Consider the following 26,255-nt stretch of genomic DNA (forward strand, 5'->3'; position numbering starts at 1 on the left):
GATATAGCAGGGAAAAACGGCTCCGCTCTTGAGACGCACGGAGCGCGCCAACGCTTGGGTGCTTCGTCGACGGAGCGAGCGCCTTATGCTCCGGGGAAGGCCAAGGGCGCGTTGCGGCGGCTTGGTCCACGCCGGTGGGCGCTGGTGACGAGGGCGTCACACAAGCGCGGGAACGGGATGCCGACGACCGCCGCCGCCTCCGGGTAGAGGCTCGTCTTGGTGAAGCCTGGCAAGGTGTTCACCTCGAGCACGATGACGGCCGAAGCATCGGTGCCATCGCCCACGACGAAATCGACCCGGGACAGATCCCTGCAGCCCAGCGCCTTGTGGGCGCGCACCGCGAGATCCTGCACGCGCTTCGTGAGCTCGTCGCCGAGCGGCGCCGGGCAGGCATGCACGCTTCGCCCCGGCGCATAGCGCGCCTGGAACGTGTAGAACGCGTCGTTCGGGGCCATGATCTCGGTCGGCGGGAGCGCATACGCCTCTTCGCCATGCAGATCGACCACCCCGCAGGTGACCTCGCGCCCGCGCGCGAAGTGCTCCACCAGCGCCACGTCGCCGAGCTGCCACACGCCGTCGATCGACGCGGCCACCTCCTCGTGCGGAGCATCGGCCTCGTGACGGTTGACGCCCACCGCCGAGCCGCTGGCCGCGGGCTTCACCACCACGGCTTGCCCCACGAGCTTGCGCGCAAACTCGGCCGCGGCGAGCGGTGACTCCTCTTGATCGCGATGAAGCGCGATGCCCTGAGCCACGGGCAGCTCGGCCAATTGGAACACCTTGCGCGCGAAGACCTTGTCCATGGCCACGGAGCTCGCCCGCACGTCGGAGCCCACGTACGCGAGGTTCAGGACCTCGAGCACGCCCTGCAGACACCCGTCTTCGCCCACGGCGCCGTGCACCGCCGGGTGCACCACATCGAACTTGCCGCGAAGCAGCGCCTCGAAAATGCCGGTGTCGAGCTCGAGCCGGGTCACGTCGTGACCGGCCTCCGTGAGCGCCTCCCGCACGGACGCCGCGGACGCACGGCTCACGCCGGCCTCCGACGAGGGCCCTCCTTCGATGACAGCAACGCGCAGCTTCTTGTTCGTGTTTTCCGTGGACATGAAGCCCACGTTACTTCAAGCCGAGCCGCTTGTTGACCGTCTCCCCGCCCTTGATGGTGACGGTGAACGTCTGCTTGATGCCCTCGTCAGGGTTCTCCAACGTGAGCGTGTGCGAACCTGCGGAGAGCGGTACGCGCAGGATGGGGGTGGTCCCCAACGTTCGCCCGCCGTCGCTGACCTTGGTCCACGGAATGGTATCCAGCGAGAGAAAGCCGTCGTCCGCTTTTTCCGGCGCGCTTGGCGCCGTCGGGGCTGGCGGCGCGCGCGGGTTGCTCTGCGGTTGCGGATTGTTCTGCGGCTGCGGGTTGCTCTTGCGCCCGCCGCCACCGTAAACCGGTTTGCGGGCGACCTCGCCGCCCTTGGCACCTGAAGAATTGGCGTCCGGCGCCACGATGCCCGGCACGATGGGCGTGGCCGCCGGCGCGGGGATGACGGGCGTGGCCGCGGTGACGGCGCTCGGTGCGGTCACCGGACCGGCTGCGGTGGTCTCTGCCGTCTTCGCCGGTGCGTCGCCCTCTTTGGCCCCCTTCGAGCCGCTGTCCTTCTGCACGTAGAGAAAGACCACGGCCAGGCTGAGAACGGCCACGAGCACGGTGAGCAGCAGCACCACCACACGGCTCTTCTTCTGCGGCAGTTGCTCTTGCGCGTAGGCGGGGTGCGAGTGCGACGATCGCGAATAGTGCGCATGCGACGGATGCGAGAGCTGCGACGGATGCGAAAGCTGCGAGGGATTGCTCGCGCGCTCGTGTCCGAAGCCGCTGCCGGTGAAGTTCGGCACGATGCCGCTGCCGCTGCCGCCGCCCGTGCTCAGCTTCATCAGGTGCGCGGTGGACGGCGAGGCCCCCATTCCGCCGTTGCCCGAGCGGCGAATCGCCTCGGCATTGAGCGCCGCGAGCTCCTCGGTGGTCGTCGCTGCGGTGACCTTGGCCATGTGCGCTTGGATCTGCTTCTGCACTTCCTCGCGCACCCGCGAAAACATCGCGCTGACCTTGCGGCCAATCTCGTCCTGGCGGACCTGCTTGCCCGTCGAGACCAGGAAGCTGTCCAGCGCATCGCGCATTTCCTGGGCGTTCTGAAAGCGAAACTCGGGCTCTTTCTCCAGCGCGCGCGCCACGATGGCGTCGAGCTCCGGATCGACGTCCGGCCGCACCGACGACACGGCGGGAATGGGCAAATGGAGTAGCCGGTGCAAGGTGCTCGCGGCCGAGTCGCCGGTCATGAGGCGCTGCCGCGTGAGCAGCTCCCAGAGCACGATGCCCATGGCGAAGATGTCGGCCCGCCGATCGATGTGGCCGCCCACGGCCTGCTCGGGCGACATGTACGCGACCTTGCCCTTGAGAACGCCAATCTCCGTTTCGGTGGAGCTCAGCGCCGCCTTGGCAATGCCAAAGTCGACCAGCTTGGCCTGCCCGCCGTACGTGACGAACACATTGTGGGGGCTGACGTCGCGGTGAATGATGTTGAGCGGCCGGCCGTCGTAGTCGGCCAAGTCGTGCGCGCATTGCAGGCCGGCCAGCGCGTCCGAAATGATGCGGGCGCAGAAGGACTGGTCGAACACGTCGTTGCGCTTGACGGCCTCGCGGATGATCTTGTTGAGCGACTGGCCCTCCAAGTATTCCATCGCGATGAAGTAATTGCCGTCCTTCTCACCGACCTCGTACGTGTGGACGATGTTCGGGTGATTCAGCCGCGCGGCGAGGCGGGCCTCGTCGAGGAACATGGTGCGGAAGCCGGGATCGTCGGCCAGGTTCGACCGCAGCCGCTTGATGACCGCGAGTTTGTTGAAACCCATCGGACCGCGGGCGATCGAGAGAAACACATCGGCCATGCCGCCGCGGCCAAGGGTCGCGAACAGATGATATTTCCCGAAGGTCGAGGTGGGGCTGCCCACCCCGAGCGCCTCCATTCCGCCCTCTTGGCCTTGTTCGGCCCCAACCGACATTGCCTCATGGGATACCACGGATTGCTTGCATCGGCCTAATCGGCGCAAGATTTCTCGTAAAAAACGCGCGATGTCTCCCGGTCATCGGATGCATTGTCCAAGTTCCGCCCAATGACCCCATTGACGGATGTCGGAACGAAGGGCACATCCGGAGCCATGCGCGAGCAACGCGGTCGAGGAAAACGAGGAAGGAAGCCCCCCCCTTGGTGGGCGTGGGCAGGCCTTATGGTCCTATTGGTATTGCTGGCCGCGGTGGCCCATGCTGCATCGGGACAAAGTGACCGCGCGCGGGCCGAGAGTCTCATCGCGGAGCTCGAGGGCAATGCCGCCAACAAAGCGCTGACCGCGGACGTCGTCCGCCGTGCCCGGCAATACCTGGAACAAGGCCAGAAAATGCGGGCCGAGGGCGACGAGCCCCACGCGAAGCTCGCCGACAGCGTGGCCCGCGAATGGGCGGAGGTCGGACGCGATCTGGTCCGGACGGTCGAGCTCGAAAAGCGTGCCATCGAGGCGCGCCGTGCCGCCGACGATGCGGGCGCCGAGGTTGAACGGGAACGCGCCCTTCTCGACGAGGGCATCGCGCAGAACGGCCGTCTGCGTGCCCAGGTCGAGGCCGCCGAACGCGAGAAGAAGCAAGAGCCGGAAAAGACGTCCCCCAGCGCCACGCGCGATGCGGGCGCTCCCAAAGCGTCGAAGGCGCAGGCCCCGGCGAAAGGACGTCAGCCGTGAAGCGATCGATATGGATTCTCCTGGCGTGGCCGCTGGCTTTCTCGGCGGCGTGCGGTGGCAGCGGCTCCCAACGCGGTGCCCTGGGCGTGCTCGATGCCGTCGAGCGTGCACGCAGCACCCCGGGCGCCCGTGAAGCAGCGACCCTTGCACCTCAGGAATACGGTGTTGCCGAGCGCGATCGGGCGCTGGCCAAGAAAGCGCACGATGACGGCGACGACACGGCGGCGCGCCTTTACGCCGAGCATGCCCTCGCCTCGTACGAGCACGCGACCGTGCTGGCGCGACTTGCACGGGCGCAGTCGGATGAGACGAAAGCGCAAACCGCACGCACGACGGCGCAGGCCGATGCCCGCCGCCTGGCGCAGGCCCGCATCGACGTGGATCGCGAAGGCGCCGAGCTCGATCGACGGCTGACCCTCGCGCAGGAGTCGCTGGTCCCTTCGAGCCGCCCGGCCGATCCGCAGCGCGAGGCCGCGCGTCTTTTGGCCGCGCGCTCGCTGGCCACGCAAGCCCGTCTCTTGTGCGGGGCGGCGCGGCTCCTGTCGCCGACCTTGGAGGGCCTCGCGGAGGCCGAAAAAGAGGCGTCGGACATCGAGAAAAAGCTCGAGGGCACTCCGCGCCCCGTCCCCATCGACGCCGCCACGCATGCGCGGGTCGCGTGCCTGGCCGTGCTCACCAAGGTGCGACGCTCCGCCGAGCGCGCGGGCGCCGGGCAAGCGGATGCGCTGCTCTCCGAGCTCTCCGCATCCGGCACTTGGTCGCCCGTACGGGACGAACGCGGCGTGGTCGTCACCTTGCGCGACGCTTTCTCGAAGAGCGCGCTCAACGCCGACGGCGAGGGCAAGCTCAAAGAGCTGGGCCGCGTCCTCGGCGCGCATCCGAACCTCGCGGTGCAGGTCGTCGTGCACGATGCCACGGCGCCGAGCGCACAAGAGGCGGGCCAGGACAAACAGCGCGCCGACACCGCCGCCAAGACCATCGCCTCGGCGGCCAGCTCCACGCGGGTTCGCGGCGAGGTTGCCGGCACCCGCACCCCGGTGGTCGATCCCACGGACGCCAAGCTGCGCGCACGCAATGCGCGCATCGACGTCGTCTTCGTTACGCCAAAAGACTGAGCGCGAGCTGACCCAGCGTCTTCACGGCGTTCTCCATGCGCGGGGACCACGTGTAGCCGCAGCTCAGTCGAAGGCAATTGGAGAAGCGCGTGCTCGCGGAGAAGACGTCCCCGGGCACGAAGCAAATGCCCTTGGCGAGGGCCGCGTCGAATAGCTCGCGCGCGACGAGGCCCTTGGGCAGCTCCAACCAGAGCACGAACCCGCCGGCGGGCCGCGTGATCTTCGTCCCTTTGGGAAAGCTGCGCTCGACGCCCCGAATCATCTGGTCGACGTTGTCCTCGAAGGTGCGCCGCACCCGCCGCAGATGGCTGTCGTACCCTCCCGAGGCGAGAAAATCCGCCAGGGCGAGCTGCGGCAACGCCGGACCGCAAAGCGAGATGGCGAACTTCTGCTCGAGCGCCCTCTCCATGTGCCGGTTGCTCACCAGCCAGCCGATGCGGTAGCCCGGCGCAACCGTCTTGGAGAAGGAGCTGCAGTAAATGACATTGGCCTTGCTATCGAGCGCCATGAACGGGCGCGGGCGCTCCTTGCCGAAGTACACGTCGCCGTAAATGTCGTCCTCGATGAGCGGGACGCCGTAGCGGCCGAGCAGCTCGAGCACCTCGCGCTTTTTGCCGTCCGACATGGTGCACCCGAGCGGGTTGTTGAAGCTCGACGCAAAGAGGCACGCTTTGATCGATTGGCTGGCCAGCGCCTTCTCCAACGCGCCGAGATCGATCCCGTTGACCGCGTCCGTCGGGAGCTCAAGGGCTTTGAGGTTCATCGCCTCGAGAAGGTGGAGCAAGCCGAAATACGTCGGCGACTCGATGGCCACGGCGTCTCCCGCGCGCGCCACCGTGGACAGCGCGATGGTGAGCGCCTCGGTACAGCCATTCGTGATGAGGATATCGTCCGGCGAGAGCGCCTGCCCCCAGCGCATCGCCCGGCGCGCAATTTCGCGCCGCAGGTCGGCATCGCCTTTGGGTGCAGTATACACATTGTACTCGACGCCCTTCCGGCGGGCCGCGCGCGCGAGGAAGCGATCGAGCCGGCCTGCCCCGAGCAGCTCCTTGCTGGGGATGGCGCACCCCAACGGGACGAGGCGCGGATCGGACGCGTATTCGAGAAGCTTGAGCAGCACGCCGGAGACGGCCACGCGGACGGCCTTGCCCGGTGGCTTGGAGGGCGCGGGCGTTTTCAGGGAAACGACGGTTCCTCGGCGCGCCACGTAAAAGCCCGACTGCGGCCTCGCCTCGAGGACGCCGCGATCTTCGAGCAGGCGATACGCCTGCAGGGCGGTGGAGAGACTCGTTTTGCGTTGCTCGCTGATCTGCCGCAGCGACGGCGCACGTGAACCAGGCCGCAAGGTGCCCGTGTCCACGAGGCGGGTGATGAAATTGGCCAACTCTTCGTAGCGATGAACGGGATCGGCGCGCACGGTTCCCAGGATAACTGTTATGGGTACAATTTCAATAAACTGTAACTGTTATCGAGGCACTCGAAGCCGTACACCGGAGAGCAGGAGGAGAAATCCCGATGGCACGATTTCCCGATAACGATCTCATCTCCCTGCTCAGTGAAGCACCGCGGTACGAACTCGCCGAAAGCGTGGGGCCGGATTTGCGACTGGGCGAGCTGCTCGAGGGTGGCGAAGGCGTGCGCGAGCTTTTGCTCGCATACACGACGCCCGAAGGCGATGCGCGGCTTCGCGCACGCATTGCCGAATTGCACGGGGTGAGCCCCGACGACGTGGTGATCACGGTGGGGAGCATCCACGCGCTTTTTCTATTGGCATTTCTGCTCGTGAACCGCGGCGACGAAGCTGTGATCAACACGCCTTGTTTTCCGCTGGCGCGCAATGTCCTCGAGGCGGTGGGCGCGAACGTTCACACGGTGCGGCTGTCGTTCGAGTGCGGCTACGTGCTCGACGTCGAGGAGCTTCGCAAAAAGCTCTCGGAAAAGACGAAGCTGGTCAGCCTCGCCTCCCCGCACAATCCATCCGGCGTGGCCATCGCACGGAGCACGCTGGAGGCCGTTCTCGCCGCGATGCGCGAGCGATGCCCCGACGCGCACCTGCTCGTCGACGAGACGTACCGCGAGGCCGTCTATGGCGACGATCCGCTGGCTCCGCCGGCCATCGCGCTCGGCCCCAAGGTCGTCACCGTCGCCGCGCTCTCCAAGTGCCACGGCGCGCCCGGCTTGCGCATCGGGTGGGCCATCACGCGCGACCGCGACCTGCGCCAACGCTTGGTCACCGGCAAGTTCAACACGGTGATCTCGTGTTCGGCGCTGGACGAAGCGCTGGCCGTGAAGGTCCTCGAGCAACGCGAGCGCATCATCGGCGCACGCCGGCGCGTGCTGGCGGAGGGACTCGAGCGCACCGCCGCATGGGCTCGCGCCAATGCGGGCCTCGTCGATTGGGTTCGCCCGAGCGCCGGTGCCCTCAGCTGCGCGCGCCTTTCCCCCGCGGCCTTCGACGAGGCGCGCGTGCGGCGCTTCTACGAGACGCTCTCGGCCGAGGGCGTGCGCGTGGCCAACGGCACCTGGTTCGGGGACGAGGCCCGCGTGTTTCGCGTGGGGTTCGGCCTCATGAGCATTCCCGATCTGGAAGCCGCCCTCGCAAAGCTCACCGCGGCGGTCGTTCGATGCGCAGCAACGTGACCGGCACGAAGATTCGGTAAAAGACGGGGACCACGAACAACGTGAGAAGCGTGGAGCTGGAGAGTCCCCAGATGATCACCGTGGCCAGCGGCCGCTGCACATCGGATCCCAATCCGGTCGCCAACGAGGCGGGGAGCAGGCCCAGAATGGCCACGGTGGACGTCATCAAAATCGGGCGCAGGCGTGTCAGCCGTCCCAGCACAATCGCCTCGTCGATGGAGTGGCCTTGCTGCCGATAGGCGAGGATGCCCCGCACCATGAGCACGCCGTCCATGATCGAGACGGCAAACACGGTGGCGAATCCGACCCCGGTCGATACGTCGATGTTCATGCCGCGCACGTAGAGGGCCACGGTGGCGCCCATCAGCGCGAATGGAATGGGCAACAGCAGAATCAACGCCGTCCGGATCGAGCGAAAGGACATCAGCAGAACGACGAAAATGGCACCCACCGTCACGGGAATGAGCAAGGTGAAGTGCTCACGCGCCCGCGCCAGATTTTCGAACATGCCGAGCCATTCGACGGAGTAGTGCGAGGGCACGGCGATCTCCTTGGCGAAGCGCGCTTGAGCCTCCTTCACGAAGCCCCCCTGATCGCGCCCCACGATGTCGGTGCGCACGGTGATCCGGCGCCGGCCGTTTTCGCGCGCGATGATTGTCTGACCGTCGAGGATGTCGATGCGGGCGATCTGCCCGAGCGGGATCGGGGTGCCGCCCACCGCGTAGACCGGCAGGCGCCCGATGGCCTGGGGCGAGTGAAGCGCCTCCCGGTCGAACTTTGCCGTGATGTCGAACCGCCGCTCGCCTTCGTAGAGGGCGCCAATCGGGCTGCCGCCGAGTGCGGTGGTGATCATCTGGTTCACGTCGTCGACGTTCACGCCGTACCGGGCGCAGAGCGCGCGATCGGGTTCGATGACCAGCTGCGGTTGCGGGCCCTCTTGCTCGATGGCCACATCGGCGGCCCCGGGCACAGTTCTCAGGAGGTCGCGTACTTTTCCGGCAAGAACCAGGAGCACGGCCGGATCGTCGCCCAAGAGTTCGACGGCCAGGTTGGCTGACGTGCCATTCGTGTCTTCGGTGACACTGTCGATGATCGGCTGTGTGAAATTGAATCGAAGGGTGGGAAATTCCTCGCCAAAGCGATTTCTCAAGGCCGCGAGGAGCTCTCGCTTCGTGTGAAAGCGTGTCGAGACGGGCTTGGGGCCGATCATCATTTCCATACGGCTGGGGAGAAACGGATCGGTGCCGCTGTCGTTGCGTCCCGTCTGCACGACGATGAAGTCCACCTCCGGAAACTCGAGCGCGATCTCGCGTAAGCGGCCACCGTACGACGCGGTTTGCGTCAAGGACGTTCCCTCCGGGCAATTCACCCGAACCCAGATGACCCCCTCGTCCATGTACGGCAAGAACTGTGTGCCGAGACGCGGCGCCACGAAGGCCATGAGCACCAGGAATACGCCCGCAGTCCCCACCGCCACCTGGTAGCGCCATCGGAGCAACACCTCGACCCAGTGCGCGTACATGGGCTTGAACCATTTCAGAATAGGGTTTTCCCATTCGTCGTATCCAAACCGAAGTAAGAATGTCGCCAGCACGGGGGTGACCACCAGGGCAAAGAACAGCGCGCCCGCCAACGCGAAGATGATGGTGAGCGCCAATGGGCGAAACAAGAGGCCCTCGATGCTCCGCAGGGTGAGCAAGGGCAAGTACGCGGCGATGATGAGAAAGATGGACAAAAAGAGCGCCTTTTCGACCTCGAGCGCGGCCTCGCGGATGCATCGAAGGACGCTCCGCCGCGACACCGGCTTGGGCAGCTCCCCCACCCTGCGCGCGATATTTTCCGCCATGATGACCGAGCCGTCGACGATGATGCCAAAGTCGATGGCCCCGATGGACAGAAGGCCCACGGGAATGTCGGCCATGCGCATCAGCGCCATGGCCACCAACAAGGAAAATGGAATGGTGAGCGCGACCAGCAGAGCCACCGCGGGGCGCCCGAGGAAAAAGACGAGCACCAGCACGACGAGTGTGACGCCCGTGAGCACGCTGTGCGTGACCGTGTACATGGTGCTGCGCACGAGCAAGGTGCGGTCGTAGTACGGTTTGATGCGAGCTCCTTCGGGCAAGCGCGACGCGTTCAATTCGGCGACCGCGTCGTTGACGCTCGCGAGCACCTCCGAGGGGTTCTCGCCTTTGCGCATCAGCACGATTCCTTCGAGGGATTCGTCGACGCGGTCCTTGCTGAACATGCCCGAGGGCACCGGATAGCCGAGCTGCACGTCGGCGACATCCCGCACGTAGACCGGGGTGCCGGCGACGGACTTCACGAAGATGGTCTGCATCTCCTCGAGGCTCTGCAGCGCGCCCTTGCCGCGGATGACGAAGGACATGCTGCCGCGGGGAATGACGCTCCCTCCGGCGCTCGCATTGTTCGACTGCACGGCGGCCACCACGTCGTGGACCGACAGACCATAGCGCTGCAGCTGCGCCGGCTTGAAGACGATGGAGTACTCTTTGGCGTAGCCGCCGAAGTTCGAGACGTCGGCCACACCGGGAACGCGAAGCAGCCGCGGGATGACCACCCAGTCGTTCAGCGTCCGCAGGTCCATCGCATTCTGGCCCCCGTCGGAGACGATTTCATATCGAAAGATCTCGCCGTACGCGGTGGCCATCGGCCCCAGATCCGGTGACGCGTCGCCAGGGAGCTGCAGGGTCCCGAGCTTTTCTTGGACGCGCTGGCGCGCCCAATAATTCTCGACTCCCTCCTCGAAGATCATCTGCACCACCGACAAACCGAAAATCGTGCGCGAACGAACCGTGGCTACGCGCGGCACGTTGCGCATCGCGATTTCGACGGGAATCGTGACCTGGCGCTCGACGTCCTCCGATGCCCGACCAGGATAGGTCGTAATGACCTGGACCATTTGCGCGGAGATATCCGGATACGCGTCGACTTTCTGCTGCGTCGTCGCCCACACGCCCCAACCGGCGATGGCCATCGCCAGAGTCACGACGTGGGCCCGGAAGCGAAGTGCCTGCCGGATGATGAACGGAATCATAGGTTCTTCGCCGCCTCGACCACGAACGGTTTGAGCAAAATGGCCCCGGCGCCCATCACACCCGCGCCCGCGGGAACGCCGTCGAGAATCTCGATGTCGGCCCCCCGCGACTCGCCGGCCACGACGCGGGTCACGGTCCATTGCTCCGGGCCGGCGGCGATCAACACATAGTCGGAGCGGCCCACGTGGAGGACGGCGTCGGCGGGCACGCGGATGGCGGTCCGCGCGTCGGTGCCGAGCCCCACGTCGGCGAACATCCCGGGGCGAAGCCGCGTTTGGGCATCGTCGAGCTCCACGAGAACGCGCAGGGTCCGTTGCTCCTTCGAGACCGTGGGCGAGATGCGCCGCACTTTGCCGGTGAACGACACGCCGGGGACGCCGTAGAAGCTTGCCGTGGCCGTCTGGCCCTCCCGCGCACGCTCGGCCTTCGATTCCGGCACCTCGGCCACCAGGACGGCGCTCCCGTTCGCGACGGTGCCGAGAAGCTCGGGGTCGAGCCCCGCCTGTTCGAGCTGCCGCGCGAGGGCAGCCCGGCCACGCTCGGCGGTTCGCAGCGCCGTTTCGGCCTCGTGGACGCCCTTCTGTCCTTCAAGCCGCGTCTGGATCAAGTTGGTCTCTTCGACGGCCAAGTCTTTCGGCGAGTCGGACCCGGCCTGGACCAACTTGCTCAGACGATCGACGACCTTGGTCTGGGCGTCGACCTTCGCACCGTCGAGGCGGCGCGTGGTGTCGAGCTGCTTGCCGGCGAACGCGACCTCGTGCCCCGACTTGCTCCACTCGGCGTAAGCGCCAAGCAACTCCGAGCTGGCGAATTGCCATCGCGTTTCCGGCGGCCCGTGTCCCTGCTCCAGACGCGCCAGCACGGAGCCGGTCACCTCGAGCAACGGCGCCGTCGAGCGCTCGGCCGTCACCTCGCGCACGGCGAGCTTGGCACGCAGCGGGCTCGAGGCCTCGATGTGGAGCCGCCCAGGCCCGAGGACGCGAACCGCACCGAGCGCATTCGGTGGTGGCGCCGTCCCATCGAGCACGGGAGGCTTGCTTCGTGCGAGGAACGCGATGAGCGCGGCGAGCACGAGGCCCGTGATGACCCAACTTACGAGATGGGTGATTCGTTCGGTCATGGCAATACCTGGTTTCCAATCGCCGCATTGAGGGCATGGAGAGCCTTGAAGAAACCGGCGCGCGCCTCGATACTGAGGCGGTAAGCGTCCCGGTAGGCTTGCTGGGCATCGAGTACCTCGAGCAAGGTGCGTCCCCCCAATCGATACGACTCTTGGACTTTGTCGCGCGCAGCGGCGGCGGCAGCCAGCGTGGGGGCGTCGTCCCTCGAGACGATGTCGTAGCTGACTTGATACTCGCGAAGCGCCTGCTCGGCGTCGGCGCGAAGGGCCAGACCGTCGGCGCGAAGTTGGTCGCGTGCCTGCTGCAAACCGGCGCGAGCCCCCGCGATGTTGCCCTGATTCCGATCGAAGAGCGGTATGGTTCCCGAGAGTGCAATCTGCCAGCCTGGCGCGTCCGGAACGCCTATTTGTCGTTGGTAACTGAGGCCGGTGCCAATGGCCAATTGCGGAAAGGCTTGCGCGCGCTCGGCGGCGACGTTGGCCGAAGCCAGATCCACACCGCGTCGGGAAGCGAGAAAGTCCGGGCGTGCGTGCTCGGCGCGTTCGAGCACGAACGCAAGGGTGGGCGGTGGCCGCGGTGCGACCACGTCGAGGTTTCCGACGGCGTCGACGTCCGGCTCGTCGGGACGCACGGCCACGCGGGCGCGCAACCGCGCCCGCGCCTTGTCCACTTCCGCGGTGGCTCGAAGCACCTCACGGTTCGCGGCGAGAACCGCGAGCTCGGTCCGATCCGCCTCGATGGATCCCACGCTGCCGAGGGCGACGCGTGAACGCGTGATATCGCGAAGCCGCTGCGTCTGCGTTTCGGCATCTCGGGCAAGATCGAGCTCCAGCTTCGTTTGCAGCACATCGTAGTAAGCGCCAATCGCATCGAGCACGCGCTGGCGGATCACGTCGGCATGATTCGCCGTCGCAACGTCCACGGCCCGCATGGCCCTTTCCATGGCCGTGGACCGTTCGCCGAACAGGAGTGTGTCTAGTTGATAATTGACGATGACGTCGTATTGCGTGGGCCCGCCGGGCCTTTGTTCGCTAAAGGGCCGGCCCGGCAGGGCGCCGAAGACGCGATCCACGGTGAAACCTGGATTGGGAAGGAGCGATGCCGTGGTGTAGGCGCCCTTCGCCATTTCGACATGGGCGAGGGCGATTTGGATTTGCGGATCGCGAAGTATGGAAAGGCGTATGACGTCCGCGAGGGCGAGAGGCACCGCCGGAGGCTGCAACGGCGCATCCCGCGCAGCAGCCGCGGTCGGCTCGATCAGCGGGCCGAGGAATGCACAAGCCATGAGAAGAGAGGCGCGCAGTTTTGAAAGAGACATCGGGGCGGCCGGCCCTAGGCAAAGGCCGGGCCCCATGCATCGCGGCGACGATCTAAGCGTCGAGCCTTCGTCGTGGCCGCAAATCGCCCGATGCGCGCACCGAGCACCCGGCAATTTGCCGTGATGTTTTCCTCAGCGCGGGGCCCCTCATCGCTCGTATCTTTGTCGGAGATGGATTCGATAGCGTCCTGGTCGGTATTGGTCGTCGACGACGATCCGGGTGTTCGTCAGTCCCTTCGACTCTGCTTGGCCGCCGACGGCGCACGCGTACTTGGTGTCGGCAGCGCGAAGGCCGCACTCGACGCACTCGAGCACGGTCACTTCGATGTCGTGCTGCTCGACCTCTGGCTGGGATCCGACTCGGGGCTCGAAGCGCTCCCCGACATCGTGCGTCGGCAACCCGATGCCGCCATCATCGTGATCACCGCATTTGCCACCTTCGAAACGGCGGTGGAGGCCATGAAGCGGGGCGCGGTGGACTACCTGCCCAAGCCTTTCACCCCGGAGCAGGTGCGCCATGCGGTGGCCCGCGCATGGGAATCCGTGCGCCTCAAACGCAAGCTCGCCGAGGCCGAGGTGCGGCTCGAGCTGGCCGGCGCGGACGACGACTTTTTCGAAACGGAAAGCCCCGCGGCCTCCGCGATCCTGAAGCTCGCCTCGCGGGCGGCCAAGACCGACGCGCCCATTCTGTTGCGCGGCGAGAGCGGCACCGGCAAAAACGTGATGGCCCGATGGATCTGGACGAGGAGCCTGCGCGCGGGCGGTCCATTCATTTCGGTCAATTGCCCGTCGCTCTCGAAGGAGCTCATGAACAGCACCCTCTTCGGGCACCGAAAGGGCTCCTTCACCGGCGCCGTCTCCGATGCGCGGGGCAAAGTTCAAGAGGCCGAGGGTGGAACCATCTTTCTGGACGAGGTGGGCGACCTTTCGCCGGAAGCCCAGGTGCGCCTCTTGCGATTCTTGAACGACCAAAGCTACGAGCGGGTCGGCGAGAGCAAGGAGCGGCGCGCGGACGTGCGCATCATCGCGGCCACCAATCGAGACCTCGAGACCGAAGTCCAGTCGGGGCGCTTCCGGGAAGATCTCCTCTTTCGCCTCAACGTGGTCACGCTCACGTTGCCGCCCATGCGCGAGCGGCGGGAGGACCTGCCCGGCCTGACGCGATACTACCTGGAGCGCGCGAAAATCCGGCTCCATCGGCCCGAGCTCACCTTCTCGGACGCCGCGGTGCGCGGCCTTCGTGCGCACCCTTGGCCGGGCAATCTTCGGGAAATTCGCAACGCCGTCGAGCGCGCGGTGATCCTCAGCCCCGGGCCGCGGATCGAGCCGGAGGATCTCGGCATTCCCGAGGTCGCCGAAGACCCCGAAGGACGCCGCCCCGACGCGGAGGTCGCATTGGGCGCCGACGTCAGCCTCGAGTCCCTCGAGCGCGAGCACATCGCCCGGGTCATCGCACGCGCACCGACGCTGGAGACCGCGGCGAGGACCCTGGGCATCGACAGCACCACGCTGCAGAGAAAACGAAAGCGCTACGGCCTCACATGAAGGCGCTCGGTCTCGGGGGGCGCTTTCTCGTCGCGGGCGTTCTCCTCGTTGCAACCTCGGCCGCCTCCAGCGCGTGGAGCGCGCTGGCCTTTCGCCGGGTCAGCCTGGTCGTCGATTCCGCCGTGCGGGCGAGCGAGCAAACGGTGGCGGCCACGGGCGCGCTCGCGAGCGATTTGGAGCGCGAAGACGACGCGCTTCTCTTGACCTTGGCGGATGCCGTGCGCGGGCGGCGTGAGCTTCACGAGCGGCGCGCGTTGGTGGAGCGCTCGCTTTCCCACCTCGATGCGCTGCTCGAGCACCCCGAGCAGCGCGAGAAGACGGCCGCGCTCCGTGTCGACGTGCGCGCGTACCACGAGGCGGGCGACGCTCTTCTGGCCCACGCCCACGATGCCGATACCCGCATTCGCTACCACGAGGAGGTGAACCCGCTCCTGCGGCGCGCGGTATCGGACAGCGCGCGCCTCCGCGAGGACGACTTTCGTTCGACGCAGAGCGTGGCCGCATGGGCGCGCGATCAGGCGAGCCAGGCCACGCAGATCCTCGCCGTCGTCTTCAGCGCCGCGTTGCTGCTCTCGATCCTGGTGGCGCTGTATCTGGCCCGCGTCGTGCTCCTGCCCATCGGAGAGCTTTCGCGCGGCGTCGAAGCCATCCGCCGTGGAGACTTCTCCGGGCGCGTTCGGGCCCGCCACGGCGACGAACTCGGGCAGCTTGCCGATGGCTTCAACCGCATGGCCGACGACCTCGAGGAATTCCGCCGCGCGAACATCGGTGAAGTCATCGCCGCGAAAGAGACGCTCGAGGCCACCCTGGCGGCGCTTCCCGATGCCGTGCTCGTGGTCGAATCCGGAGGGAACGTCTCGTCGGCGAATGCACGCGCCACGGAAGTGATGCGCAACCTGTCGCTTCCGGAGGCCGTGCGCACCGCGCTGGATGCTTCCTTGCGCGGCGAAGTGGTCTCGCTGCCGCTCGATTTGTCGCGCGCATTGGTCGTACGGGTGGGCGAAGAGCATCGACGGGTACTGCCGCGCATCGTGCCCATCGAGGGACTCCCCAACGGGCGCCATGGAGCGGTGCTCCTTCTTTCCGACGTCACCGAGCTCGCGCGCCTGGACGAATTGCGGCTGGAGCTCGTCGCCGTGGCCTCCCACGAGCTTCGCACGCCGCTCACCACGTTGCGCATGACGCTGCTCATGCTCGAGGAGCGCGCCGGGCGGCTGGATGAAACGAATCGAGAGCTCGTGCTCACCGCGCTCATGGGCGTGGAGCAACTCGCCGGCACGGTCGCGGAGTTTTTGGATCTGACGCGCATCGAGGCCGGCGAACTTCGCCTGCAATCCGAGCAGCTCGATCTCGGGCTGGTCCTTCGCCAAACCCTCGCCGCCATCCAACCCCGCGCCGATGAATCGAACCGAGGCATTCGCCTGCATCTGCCAACCGATACTGCGCCGCTCGCACTTCACGGCGATCTGGCGCGGCTGACCGTCGTATTCTCGAACATCCTTCAAAATGCACTAAAATACACGCCCTCCGGAAGCGCCATCGACGTGGGCGTCGCGCGCGCGGACGAGAAGCTCCGCGTCACCATCGCCGATCGCGGTCCGGGGGTGCCCGAGGAATTTCGCGAGCGCATTTTCGACAAGTTCTTTCGCGTGGAACACTATCGCCTCGGCTCGGATGTCCATGGCTCGGGCATCGGCCTCTACATCGCCCGCGAGATCATTCACGCGCACGGCGGATCCATCGCCTGCGAGCCCGTATCCGATGGCCCGGGCGCCTGCATCGTGGTGACCCTTCCCGAGAGTGCTACAACAACGCCCCGCGAAGCATGACCGCGGCGACACTGAAGTAGATGATCAAACCCGTGACGTCGACGAGCGTGGCCACGAACGGTGCCGACGCACTCGCCGGATCGAACCCCACGCGGCGAAGGACGAACGGCAAAAGCGACCCCGCCAAGGTCCCAAACGTCACCACGCCAATGAGGCTGAAGAATACGGTAAAGGCCACGAGCATGTAATGCTCGCCGTAGGTGGGCGCGACCTGTTGCCAAAGGAAGATGCGCAGAAAGCCGATGCACCCGAGTGCGATGCCGAGCACCAGCCCCGTCGCCAGCTCGCGGCGCATGACCCGCCACCAATCGCGCAGCCTCACCTCGCCGACCGCCATGGCGCGAATCACCAAGGTGGACGCCTGGGAGCCCGAGTTTCCGCCGCTCGAGATGATGAGCGGGACGAAGAGCGCAAGAACCACCGCGCGGGCAATTTGGTCTTCGAAATGGGCCATGGCCGTGGCGGTGAGCATCTCCCCGAGAAAAAGCGCCGCGAGCCAGCCGCCGCGCTTTTTGACCATGCGGAGGAATGCGATTTTCATGTACGGCGCATCGAGCGATTCCATGCCGCCGAACTTCTGCGCATCTTCGGTGGCCTCTTCCTGAACCACGTCGACGATGTCGTCGACGGTGACGAGGCCCTTCATCCGCCCTTCCCCGTCGACGACGGGGATGGCCAGCAAATCGTGCTCGGCGAAGAGCTGGCTGACGGCTTCTTGGTCGGTTTGCTCCTCGACGAGGACGAGATCCGTGCGCATCACATCCCGCACCGTTTTGTCCGGCGCGGCGGCAAAGAGCTGCTTGAGCGACACCACGCCGACGAGCCGCTGCGTCTCGTCCATCACGTACACGTAATAGATGGTGCCGAGGTGGGCCCGCGCCTGGTTCCGAAGGTAGACCAGCGCCTCGTCCACCGTCATGTTCGGCCGCACGCGCGCATAGCGCGGATTCATCAGCCCGCCCGCAACGTCCTCGCGGTAGGCGAGAAGCGCGGCGACTTCCTTGCGTGTCGGCTCGTCGAGCAACGCGAGCAGGTGTTCGCGCTGCTCGGGCGGAGAGGCCTGCACGAGATCGGCCACGTCGTCCGGCGGGGCCAGCCGGATCCAGGAGCGCCGCTCCTCGGCGGGCAACGCGAGAACGAGCTCCGACATATCGAGCGCGGGCAGCGCGAGGAAGAAGTCCTCGGCCTCCATCTTGGACAGAAGGTGGAATCCTTCCTGACGCTCGGTGCCGGACAGCACGACCCAGACATCCCGTAGCTCGTCGAGGGTCAGGACCTCTTGCTGCTCCGATGTTTGCTCCGGCATGCGCCACTTGCTACTTCGGAATCTCGTAAGCAACAAGTGACGTATCCGTCATCAATGAACGACCGCGTGGCGAGCTCAATTGACGATGGGCGGTGGGGGCACCCGGTCGTTGGAGACGCAGGACGCGAGGTCGAACAGCATGAACTCGAGCGCCTTCTCCTGGGGCGAGAGATCGGCGTTCTCGCATCCATCGGGGAAGGACTTGCCCTCCCCTGCATGGTCTTTGCGCGCCCCCGAGGACACGTGTAGATCCGTAAAGACCGCACGGCCGCAGATTTTGTCGTCGGCGGCGCCGACGGGCGCGTTGTAGGAGACGAACTGTACGGCCGCGGCCGGCGTGGCATTCACGATGGTGCCGTCGTTCTTCTTCTGCTGGTACTGCGGAATCGTGGCCCATTCGGTGGCCACGTTGTGATTGACCGAGTTCAGGTTGTCGCGCGCCGCGGTGATCTTGAGCTCCCCGCGCTTTTGCGTCGCCCCGACGTTTTGGAGCCAATCGGCGAAGGCGACCACCTTCGGCAGATTGTCGGCCACCTTCACGATGGCGGTCTGCTCTTGTTCACCCTGAATGTTGTCCATCCAGCCGTCGTTGCCCGCAATGGACCGAACCGAATCGGGGCCATCGCTGAACCAGTAGCGATGCCAGTGCGACGCGAACACGCGCCCGCCGATGGTCTCGTATTCGTAGAGCGCATTGCGTGCCGATAGCGGCTTGCTCTCTGCATTGATGGTCCCCTCGCACGAGAGGATCACCATGTCGTACGCCTTCAGTTGATTCGTCGTGCTCCAGAGATCCGTCGAAGGCTTGAATTCCGTGCCGCTGTCGAATCGGTCGCGCGCCTTGCTGTCGCCATTGTTTTCACCTTTGTAGAGGTGAATGCGACCTTGGCCGCCCTTGGTCGAGAACTCGCTATCGTCGATGCCCATGCGCCGCGGCAGGCACTCGATGGAGTCGGCGCCGCCGGTGGTGATGGCGATGAGGGGGATGTTGCCCTCCTTGCTGTTCTTCGGAAGGCGCGTCTGATTCTTGTCGGTGAGCGGCGTGTTCACGCACTTCCCTACCGTCGGAATTTTGATCGCGCGCCGCCACTTCCCCACTTGGATCACCAGCGGGATGTCCGCCCCGACGGGCACGCGCGGTATCTTGAACTCGCCCTTCGCGTTGGTGAGCGTCCCGGTCAGGGGCTCGCCGGAATAGAGGGACGGATCGCAGCGATCGCACGACGCCCCGGTGGTGATGGCACTAACCGGCGCATTTGGCACATATACGGCCACATTGTAGAGCGGCACCTTGCCGGCGGGGTCGTACACCACGCCGCTCACGGTTGTGTCACCACCGTTGGGGCAGTTCACCTGTTGCAAGCACAACCCGGTGCAAGGTTTGGCATCGCCGGGGCCCGCTTCGCCAAAACGAGGGTCCCCGTCGGGCGATGAGCCATCGGGGTCCTGATTTCCGGGGAACTCGGATCCATTGGAGCTTCCGCAACCGGGCCCGAGGGCCACGAGCCCGGTGGCCATGAAGACGAGAGTGACAAGCAAAGTGGAATGGGAGCGCATCGGACAAGACCTCCGCTCTCTCCATGGCCAAAAATGGCGCAATTGGTGTCACTTTGCTCGACCGAGCGCCGATTTGTGGCACAGTGAGCCACATCCGATTGCGTTACGGTGACGCGGCTCCTCATCCGGCGGAGGCACGCAGCAGCCGCTCGCGAAGGACCTCGATCGTGCGCTCCCACGCGGCGGCGGTCGCGCCTTCGCGCCAAAGAGCCGCGAGTTCGGACTCCGCGCCCACGACGGCCGCCAACGCTTCGAGCGCGCGCGCGGCGTGGCTATCGTCCGGCTGCCAATCATGCACCAGGGCCGCGACCTCCTCGGGTAGTCCCGCCGTATCCCCATCGCGCGCCGCCGCAATGAGCGAGGCCGCCGCCACCGCGGCCGAGCCATCGTCCACATCGAGGTAACCGGCGCTCGTGGCCTGCTGCAGCGCCGAATCGACCGCCGCGCTCGTGTCCTCCTCGGCCCAGCTCACCCAATCGAGTGCCGAATCGTTCTCGAACGGCCCGTATCCCCATGCACCCATGTCACATCACCCAATGATCACGCGCGGGTCAGGTTCCCTGCGCAAGAAATGTTCGAGGCGCTCGATCACCGCGACCGAACCCCAAATGAGGAACTTTTCGAGTCCTATGATATCGACCTCCATAACGCGCCGTTCTTCGTCGCTATCGATTGCCCGCCATTCGTACATGAAGATGAATCCGGTGCCGGCGACCTCCAAAAGCGAATAGGCTCATTCATCGATGCCGGAGGGGGCGCGTTTCCGACAATCGGCCATTTCCCACTTTGAATGGCATCGATCGTACATCCGACTCAAAATGCAACGTTACTGCGAACGATCTCCTCGAGCGGCAGCCTGCGATCGCGTCGTGCGGCATAGAATTTCACGCAGTATGTGGCCATAAGCACGTGCCCATCCGTCAATGGGACCTCGAAAATGTCGCCCAAGCTCGGGATGATTTTGCGTCGGCTCATAGCCCTCGCCTCGAAATATTCGCGTCCGAAGATTTCATTCGAGCGGCTCGCTGTCTTCATCTTCGTCGAGCGAACCGAGGCATGCACCCTCTTTGGCGTAGGCTCGAATGAATTCATCGACGAGTGGCTCGAGTCGTTCCCACGGCATCTTGTCTACGAACCATAGTCGGTAGACCTCGAAAATGAGCGTCACCTTCGCCGGTGTATTCTCGACGTCGAGCGTGAGACAGAGCAGCTCGTCATCCAGGCCTGTCTTGGCCACGAAGGCGTCGAAACCAAAAAGGCGATCCGCGTCGGCCTCTTGGATGGTCATCACCCGTTGTTGCATGGACGAGCACCACGTTGCCATGATCTTGTCGTCCGGAAACTGGACGTGAAACCAGGGAGGCAGCTGATCGAGACCGTTCTTGATGCGCAAGTCCTCGAACGCCTGCAGAAACGCTTGCCGCTTTCGAGGATAGTCCGAGCTAGCCATGTCACGGGATCGTTCGGCCGCGGCAGCGCTCAAGTTGCGAAGAAGATCAGTCGATTCATTCCGTCGCGACGTGAGCGCCGGTCACGAACGTGGTCACAAAGCCAGTTTGTACCCGTAGCCGTACACGGTCAGAATGTGCTTCGGCTTGTCGGGGGAGATCTCGATCTTCTTGCGAAGCTTCACGATGAAGTTGTCGACGGTGCGGTTCGACGGGGAGGCGTCGAGGCCCCAAATCTTGTGCAAAATCTCGTCGCGGCTCACGGGTTGGCCGGCGCGCTCGTTCAAGAGGCGCAGAAGCTCGACCTCGTAGAAGGAGAGTTGCAACACCTCGCCGCTGCGCGTGAGGGTATGCGCGGCGAAGTTCACGCTGGCCTCGCCGATTTCGAAGGTCTCGGGGGCGGTGCCGACGACACGGGCGGCGCGGCGAAAGATGGCCCGGATGCGTGCGATCAACTCGCCGACACTGAAGGGCTTCGTCACGTAATCATCGGCGCCGGCGTCGAGGCCTCGGATCTTGTCCGTCTCCTGCGAGCGCGCCGTAAGCATGATAATCGGCACGAAAGGACTCCAGCGCCGGAGTTCCTCGCAGACGGCGTACCCGTTCATGTCCGGGAGCATCAGGTCGAGGATGATGGCGTCTGGAGTCTCGTTGCGTGCAAGCTGGACTCCCTCCCCACCGCGGGCGGCCGAGACTACGCGAAACCCTTCGAACTCGAGTGAGTCGCGTAGTCCGAGGACGATGTGGGGCTCGTCCTCGATGATGAGAATCGTCTTCTTGGGAGACAATGCCTATCCCTGGCCGCCTTCTTCTCTACCGCGTACGGACGACGCTCAGGGGCCCGCGTCCCCGCCCGCGGTGGGCGGCTGCTCGATGCACTGCAAGTTGACGAGGGCGCCGTTCGGCGGAGGGAACGCCTCCGGGAACTTGATCGACTGTGCGCACTTCTCGGTCGCCACCTTCTCGCGGCTCACGTAGCACCAGCCGCCCTTCGTCGACTTGACGCAGGAGTTGTTCACGAGCTCGGGGCCTTTGAGCTGCGAGATGACGCACAAGGGACGTGCCAATTCCTCCGGCGTGGCATTGCCCGCCACCTGCTGCTTGCGGTAACGCTCGAGAACACCCGCCTCCGGCTGCTTCAGCCCTTTGGCCGGATCGCACGCGGTGGCTTGGTCACCCGACGGCAAGAGCTCGGTGATCAAGCACGGCACGGTGCCATCATCTTGCTCTTCGAGCGGCTGCGGGATGCAACGCTCGGAGAGCGCGTCCTTGAGGCGGTTGACGATGGTGCGAACAGCCGGACGATAACCGTAGTCCTCTTTGTCCTTGTCCGAGTCCGCGGAGAACTTCGGACAAAGCGACGCCACGATGCCCTGGTCGCGCAGGGTCCTCGCCACGGACAACTGGCTGACGGTCGGATACGCCTTGCCTTTGAGCTGCTTGGTTGGAACTGTCCGATCGCAGAGCGGTGAGTCCGTCGCTCGGGCGCAATCGCAGGCGTCCTTGTTCTCGGGCAGCGAGCAATCCCTCTCCTTTGCCAGATTGAAAACGCACGCGTACTGCAGGTCGTCGTTCTTCGTATCCCAGTCACGAAAACTCCCGGTGTCGGCTACGCCATCACGCTTGGCAACGGATTCGCGCATGCGCGCGTTGATGCCCGTGAAGTCGTAGCGGGCCGGATCTGCACCGAGGATGCGCCGCCAATCGTCTTCGACCAATTTGTCCTTGAACTTGCCCGGGTTGCTGTCTTCCAGGTTGGTCGGTTGGTCCGTCAGCATCTGCCAGGGAACACCGCCGATGATCGCGTAGAAGATGAGATCACTCGACCGCGGCCCACGAGCCAGGTTGCACAGCGCGTCGGGGTTGTCGGTCTTCTCGGCCGCCTCGGCCAGGGACGACCCCTTCGCAAACAGCGGATTGGTGCAGTTGGGGTTGCCCACGTAGTTGAACGACCGCACGTCGGGATTGTCGGTTTCCGTGTGTTCGCCGCGGCGGTCCGGAACCTTCGTCTGGCTAAAGCCCGTGGTGTAACGCTCGAGCGGGAAACGCGCGTCGTAGCCGAAACGCCGTTTCGGCTCGAAGAAGCGGACGTTGGCGCCGTCTTGCTCGAGCGGCAGTCCCTTCTGGTAGCACGGAAGATCCTTGGCGTTGTCCTGGTAGCAAGAGAAGCACTCGGCGCTGTTCGGGCCCTTGGAAGGATCCGAGCATGCCGGGGTGCCGCCCGCCACACGGTAACCGCTCTCGTAGAGCCATGCATGGGCGCCCAACGCCAACGGGTCGATCGTGTTCTCGTTTTCGTCCGTCAGCATGATGATCGCGACGAGCGAGTCTTCGCGGAGGAAGTTCGCACGCTGCTGCAGGATCTTCTTGTCGACGCCGTTGAGCTTGACCCTTGCATTGCTGTCGGCCTCGTTGCCTGGAAGGGTGTAGCTCTCCCACGGGTCGGGCTGGACCAGGAAGCGGTACACGCTTTCGAGTTGGCCCTCGTAGCCGCATCCGTGGTCGGCAACGCCTTTCACCATCGCCTTGAAGTCGGTTTCCAGCTGGTCGGAGGTGAGTCCGGCCCGACCGTACGCCGTCGTCCCCGCGATGGGCTTCTTGTCCTTGTTCGCCTCGACATTGTCGGGCAACCAGGAGAGGAAGTTGAACGGCTGCGTCTTGGGGGTGCCGCTACTATCCGCGCGGGTCAGAAGTTGACCCTTGTCGTCCAGCTGCTTGCCCGCGTTACCCGCCGCGGTCGGATTGCACTGGTTGGTGCCATAGCTGCCGATCGACGAGCTAACGATGCCGATGTGGATGTCCTGAACCGGCGTGAACTCGGGTTTGCTACCGGGCGCGCACTGGCCATTCTGCGGCGGGACGACCGAGCCATCGGCGTCCCTCACGCAGTTCGGCGTGAGCAGGCGGTTGATGAGGTCCGGAACCGCGTCGGCGAAGAGCGCTTGCTTGTCACCCATCGAGGACGAATTGTCGATGGCGAACAAGAGGTCGATCTTGTCGATGGCCGACTGCCGGATGACGGTGTTGTAGTTGATCTTCGTGCTCGGCGGTTCACCGCTGACTTTGCGGGTCAGACACCCGCTGCCCAGGGCGCCAAGGCTCGCCAGGAGACCTGCGGCCGTCAAGACGCGAGCTGCAGTATGCATCGGCGTGCGTCGTTGCCCGCCTCCGGTGTTTTCCATTGTCCGCTACTCCCTCGTGGTCGTGCGTAGCTGCTTGCCCTCGAGGTGAGGGCTCGGCTGCAGAGTAAAGCATACCGCGCACCAACGTGTGAAGGACTTCGCGTGCGCGTTCGAGGCTAAATCTCCTTGTGAAAACGAGCTTGCCGCACACGGTGGGGCATGCGCGGAGCTGTCAACGCGGTTGGCAGATGCTCACGTCGTTGCCTCGTCGGGGGCGGTCTCGGCGGGCGCAGTGTCCGATGTGCCCGACGCGTCCAACGCGATGGGCGCAGGCGCCGCCGCGGGAAATGCCTTTCGGAGCGCAGCCACATGGCGCTTATTAACTCCAGGGATGGCCAGCAAGGTCGCGTCGTCTGCGCGCTGAACCCCAATGGCCGACCCCAAGGCTTTGAGCAATGCCTTCTTCGTCGTGGGCCCAATGCCTCGCACATCGTCGAGCGCGGAGTGAAAGCGACGGGCCTTGCCGCGCTTCTCGCGGCCCCGGTTGGAGAAGCGGTGGGCCTCGTCGCGAAGGCGCGCCAAAAAGAAGAGTGAGGCGGAGTGTGTCTTCAGCGGGATGGGATTCTTCTGTCCGGGAAGGTACACGCGGTCGACCAAGGTCTCGCCCATGACGTTCTCCTTCTCCTTGGCCAGGCCCACGATGGGTAGTTGGTGAAGGCCCAGATCGCGCGCGGCGGCCAATGCGACACCAAGCTGTCCACGGCCTCCGTCGACCACGAACAGATCTGGCAATTCCCAAGGATCGGACTCCTCGGTGGCGCTCCCCCACCCCGACCCTCCCCCTTCGGGGGAGGGAGCCGAGACGTCACGCGACAATGGAGTTTCGGCTCCCTCCCCCTCCGGGAGAGGGTTGGGGTAGGGGGAGGCGGCGGCGACGCCGCGCCGGAAGCGGCGTGCCAGGACTTCGTACATGGCGGCGTAGTCGTCGCCCGCGTGCAGCTCCCCCGCGCCTCGCTCGGCGCTGCCGGTGCCGCGCACATGGAAGGTGCGGTAACGCTTCTTGTCCAGCACACCGTCCGTCATGGCCACCACGGCACCCACAGTATCGCCGCCGCCCAAGTGCGAAATGTCGCAGCACTCGATCCGGCGCGGCAGTGTGGGCAGGCGCAGTCGCTCCTGCAGCTGCGCGAGCCGCTCGTCCACGCTGTCGGAGACGCGGCGCTTCTCCAGAAAGGAATGGCGCGCGTTGTCGTTGGCCATGGTCAGCAGGTCGACGCGTGCACCTCGCTTGGGATGAACGATGGCCACCTTGTGGCCCGCCCGCTCGGCGAGCCACTCGGCGATGCCCGCGTGGCCTTCGGGCAGACATGGCACCACGATCTCGCGCGGCACGAGGATCTCTTCGCGGACCTCCTCCCCTGCCCCCTCTTCGTCCTCTTCCCGCTCTTCCCCGCGCACCCGCTGCTCGCGGCCATAGTGCTGCGCAATGAACGCGGCGACGATCTCCTCTTCCGGGATCTCCGCGTGCTTGATCGCATACGTTCCCACGTCGCCGAGACGACCACCGCGCACGTGGAGGATCACCACCTCGACCAAATCGCCTTCCCGATAAAGGCCAATGACGTCTTTCTCGACTTCGTCGTCGGCCACCACCACGCGTTGCGACGCGCGCACCTGCTCGATGGCCCGAAGCTGGTCGCGGTAGACGGCGGCCAGCTCGAAGCGCATTTCCTGCGCGGAGCGGTGCATGCGATCGTGCAGCTCGCGCGTGAGCTCGTCGTGGCGGCCCTCGATGAACATGGCCACCGCACGCGTTTGATCCTTGTACCAGGCCGGATCGACTTCGTAGACGCAGGGAGCGGGGCAGCGCTTGATTTGATATTGCAAACAAGGCCGCCGCCGGCTGGTGAGCTCCAGATCGCTGCACGTGCGCAATTGGAAATGCTTGTTGATCAAATGCAGCGTGCGCCGAGCGGCCGTGGCCGAATGGTACGGACCGAAGTAACGCGCACCGTCGGCCGACGGGCGTCGCACCACGTCGAGGCGCGGCCAGGCGTGGTTCACGTTGAGCCGCAAGGACAGGTATTCCTTGTCGTCGCGGAGTTTGACGTTGTAGCGAGGGCGAAGCTCCTTGATGAGCGTGTTCTCGAGGATCGTCGCCTCTTTCTCGTTGGCGGTGACGATCGTGTCGAGGTCGCCGATGGTCTCGAGCAAGTGCGGAATGAACAGCCGCGAATCGCTGCCCCCGCTCTGAAAATAGCTGCGGACGCGGCTGCGCAGGCTCTTGGCCTTGCCGACGTAGACGACCTCGCTCTTTTGATCCTTGAAAAGATATACGCCGGACTCGGCCGGAAGCGCGCGAAGCTTTTCCTGTACGACCTCGGGAAGCACGAGTTTCTTATAACGCCTTTCTCCTGA

General features: G+C 65.3%; 18 protein-coding genes. 5 read left to right on the forward strand and 13 right to left on the reverse strand.

Annotated features, from left to right (window positions below; translation table 11 throughout):
- Nucleotides 1-83: 83 nt before the first annotated feature.
- Entirely contained in the window at nucleotides 84-1,106 is a 1,023-nt protein-coding gene (locus tag LVJ94_24420) for a D-alanine--D-alanine ligase (protein ID WXB10359.1), read from the reverse strand.
- A 10-nt stretch (nucleotides 1,107-1,116) separates the two neighbouring features.
- Complete coding sequence (locus tag LVJ94_24425; protein ID WXB10360.1) at nucleotides 1,117-3,048, reverse strand: protein kinase; 1,932 nt, start codon at nucleotides 3,046-3,048, stop codon at nucleotides 1,117-1,119.
- 225 nt (nucleotides 3,049-3,273) lie between these two features.
- On the opposite strand from LVJ94_24425, the gene LVJ94_24430 reads away from it, so the two are divergent.
- The gene (locus LVJ94_24430; GenBank protein ID WXB10361.1) at nucleotides 3,274-3,777 is read left to right on the forward strand and encodes a hypothetical protein; all 504 of its coding nucleotides are present in this window, start codon (nucleotides 3,274-3,276) and stop codon (nucleotides 3,775-3,777) included.
- Nucleotides 3,774-4,892: a hypothetical protein gene (locus tag LVJ94_24435; protein WXB10362.1), complete on the forward strand. Its 1,119-nt coding sequence runs from the start codon at nucleotides 3,774-3,776 to the stop codon at nucleotides 4,890-4,892. Before LVJ94_24430 ends, LVJ94_24435 begins: the two co-directional genes overlap by 4 nt.
- Here LVJ94_24435 and LVJ94_24440 read toward each other — a convergent pair.
- Nucleotides 4,876-6,309 (reverse strand): PLP-dependent aminotransferase family protein, encoded by a 1,434-nt coding sequence (locus tag LVJ94_24440; protein ID WXB10363.1) that lies wholly within the window; start codon nucleotides 6,307-6,309, stop codon nucleotides 4,876-4,878. The two genes, LVJ94_24435 and LVJ94_24440, sit on opposite strands and share 17 nt — an antisense overlap.
- 98 nt (nucleotides 6,310-6,407) lie before the next feature.
- Here LVJ94_24440 and LVJ94_24445 point away from each other — a divergent pair, with 98 nt between their 5' ends.
- Nucleotides 6,408-7,532, forward strand: a complete 1,125-nt coding sequence (locus tag LVJ94_24445) for a pyridoxal phosphate-dependent aminotransferase (GenBank protein ID WXB10364.1) — start codon at nucleotides 6,408-6,410, stop codon at nucleotides 7,530-7,532.
- Here the strand turns inward: LVJ94_24445 and LVJ94_24450 are convergent.
- Genes LVJ94_24450 through LVJ94_24460 form a run of 3 tightly spaced genes read right to left on the reverse strand, consistent with a single transcriptional unit; the run spans nucleotide 7,498 to nucleotide 12,997 of the window.
- Nucleotides 7,498-10,590, reverse strand: a complete 3,093-nt coding sequence (locus tag LVJ94_24450) for a CusA/CzcA family heavy metal efflux RND transporter (GenBank protein ID WXB10365.1) — start codon at nucleotides 10,588-10,590, stop codon at nucleotides 7,498-7,500. The two genes, LVJ94_24445 and LVJ94_24450, sit on opposite strands and share 35 nt — an antisense overlap.
- Complete coding sequence (locus LVJ94_24455) at nucleotides 10,587-11,711, reverse strand: efflux RND transporter periplasmic adaptor subunit (GenBank protein ID WXB10366.1); 1,125 nt, start codon at nucleotides 11,709-11,711, stop codon at nucleotides 10,587-10,589. Before LVJ94_24455 ends, LVJ94_24450 begins: the two co-directional genes overlap by 4 nt.
- The gene (locus tag LVJ94_24460; GenBank protein ID WXB10367.1) at nucleotides 11,708-12,997 is read right to left on the reverse strand and encodes a TolC family protein; all 1,290 of its coding nucleotides are present in this window, start codon (nucleotides 12,995-12,997) and stop codon (nucleotides 11,708-11,710) included. The genes LVJ94_24455 and LVJ94_24460 overlap by 4 nt, the downstream gene beginning before the upstream one ends.
- A gap of 204 nt (nucleotides 12,998-13,201) precedes the next feature.
- Here LVJ94_24460 and LVJ94_24465 point away from each other — a divergent pair, with 204 nt between their 5' ends.
- Both LVJ94_24465 and LVJ94_24470 read left to right on the forward strand, forming a co-directional pair.
- Nucleotides 13,202-14,575 (forward strand): sigma-54 dependent transcriptional regulator, encoded by a 1,374-nt coding sequence (locus LVJ94_24465; protein ID WXB10368.1) that lies wholly within the window; start codon nucleotides 13,202-13,204, stop codon nucleotides 14,573-14,575.
- Entirely contained in the window at nucleotides 14,572-16,404 is a 1,833-nt protein-coding gene (locus LVJ94_24470; GenBank protein ID WXB10369.1) for an ATP-binding protein, read from the forward strand. Before LVJ94_24465 ends, LVJ94_24470 begins: the two co-directional genes overlap by 4 nt.
- Here the strand turns inward: LVJ94_24470 and mgtE are convergent.
- From mgtE to uvrC, 7 genes are all read right to left on the reverse strand, one after another.
- Nucleotides 16,379-17,710, reverse strand: coding sequence for a magnesium transporter (gene mgtE / locus LVJ94_24475; GenBank protein WXB10370.1), 1,332 nt, complete (start codon nucleotides 17,708-17,710; stop codon nucleotides 16,379-16,381). The two genes, LVJ94_24470 and mgtE, sit on opposite strands and share 26 nt — an antisense overlap.
- A 75-nt stretch (nucleotides 17,711-17,785) precedes the next feature.
- Complete coding sequence (locus LVJ94_24480) at nucleotides 17,786-19,228, reverse strand: carboxypeptidase-like regulatory domain-containing protein (GenBank protein WXB10371.1); 1,443 nt, start codon at nucleotides 19,226-19,228, stop codon at nucleotides 17,786-17,788.
- A 160-nt stretch (nucleotides 19,229-19,388) separates the two neighbouring features.
- Nucleotides 19,389-19,790: a DUF4259 domain-containing protein gene (locus LVJ94_24485; protein ID WXB10372.1), complete on the reverse strand. Its 402-nt coding sequence runs from the start codon at nucleotides 19,788-19,790 to the stop codon at nucleotides 19,389-19,391.
- Nucleotides 19,791-20,276: 486 nt separating this feature from the next.
- Nucleotides 20,277-20,717: a hypothetical protein gene (locus LVJ94_24490; GenBank protein ID WXB10373.1), complete on the reverse strand. Its 441-nt coding sequence runs from the start codon at nucleotides 20,715-20,717 to the stop codon at nucleotides 20,277-20,279.
- Between the two features lie 93 nt (nucleotides 20,718-20,810).
- Entirely contained in the window at nucleotides 20,811-21,503 is a 693-nt protein-coding gene (locus LVJ94_24495) for a response regulator transcription factor (GenBank protein ID WXB10374.1), read from the reverse strand.
- Nucleotides 21,504-21,548: 45 nt separating this feature from the next.
- Nucleotides 21,549-23,861, reverse strand: coding sequence for a hypothetical protein (locus LVJ94_24500; GenBank protein WXB10375.1), 2,313 nt, complete (start codon nucleotides 23,859-23,861; stop codon nucleotides 21,549-21,551).
- Nucleotides 23,862-24,089: 228 nt separating this feature from the next.
- Nucleotides 24,090-26,228 carry an excinuclease ABC subunit UvrC gene (gene uvrC, locus LVJ94_24505; GenBank protein WXB10376.1) on the reverse strand — a complete coding sequence of 713 codons (2,139 nt, stop codon included), beginning with the start codon at nucleotides 26,226-26,228 and terminating at the stop codon, nucleotides 24,090-24,092.
- Between the last annotated feature and the right edge of the window lie 27 nt (nucleotides 26,229-26,255).

This window comes from Sorangiineae bacterium MSr11367, from assembly GCA_037157805.1.
Taxonomy (GTDB): Bacteria; Myxococcota_A; Polyangia; order Polyangiales; family Polyangiaceae; genus Pendulispora; species Pendulispora rubella.

Bases quoted from the DNA above. Each gene is read 5' to 3' on its own strand.
- LVJ94_24430 (WXB10361.1), top strand. From the start codon at position 3,274: ATGGTCCTATTGGTATTGCTGGCCGCGGTGGCCCATGCTGCATCGGGA.
- LVJ94_24480 (WXB10371.1), bottom strand. From the start codon at position 19,228: ATGGCCACCGGGCTCGTGGCCCTCGGGCCCGGTTGCGGAAGCTCCAAT.
- LVJ94_24490 (WXB10373.1), bottom strand. From the start codon at position 20,717: ATGGCTAGCTCGGACTATCCTCGAAAGCGGCAAGCGTTTCTGCAGGCG.
- LVJ94_24485 (WXB10372.1), bottom strand. From the start codon at position 19,790: ATGGGTGCATGGGGATACGGGCCGTTCGAGAACGATTCGGCACTCGAT.
- LVJ94_24425 (WXB10360.1), bottom strand. From the start codon at position 3,048: ATGTCGGTTGGGGCCGAACAAGGCCAAGAGGGCGGAATGGAGGCGCTC.
- LVJ94_24470 (WXB10369.1), top strand. From the start codon at position 14,572: ATGAAGGCGCTCGGTCTCGGGGGGCGCTTTCTCGTCGCGGGCGTTCTC.
- LVJ94_24465 (WXB10368.1), top strand. From the start codon at position 13,202: ATGGATTCGATAGCGTCCTGGTCGGTATTGGTCGTCGACGACGATCCG.
- LVJ94_24420 (WXB10359.1), bottom strand. From the start codon at position 1,106: ATGTCCACGGAAAACACGAACAAGAAGCTGCGCGTTGCTGTCATCGAA.
- LVJ94_24450 (WXB10365.1), bottom strand. From the start codon at position 10,590: ATGATTCCGTTCATCATCCGGCAGGCACTTCGCTTCCGGGCCCACGTC.
- LVJ94_24445 (WXB10364.1), top strand. From the start codon at position 6,408: ATGGCACGATTTCCCGATAACGATCTCATCTCCCTGCTCAGTGAAGCA.
- LVJ94_24500 (WXB10375.1), bottom strand. From the start codon at position 23,861: ATGCATACTGCAGCTCGCGTCTTGACGGCCGCAGGTCTCCTGGCGAGC.
- LVJ94_24460 (WXB10367.1), bottom strand. From the start codon at position 12,997: ATGGCTTGTGCATTCCTCGGCCCGCTGATCGAGCCGACCGCGGCTGCT.
- LVJ94_24455 (WXB10366.1), bottom strand. From the start codon at position 11,711: ATGACCGAACGAATCACCCATCTCGTAAGTTGGGTCATCACGGGCCTC.
- mgtE (WXB10370.1), bottom strand. From the start codon at position 17,710: ATGCCGGAGCAAACATCGGAGCAGCAAGAGGTCCTGACCCTCGACGAG.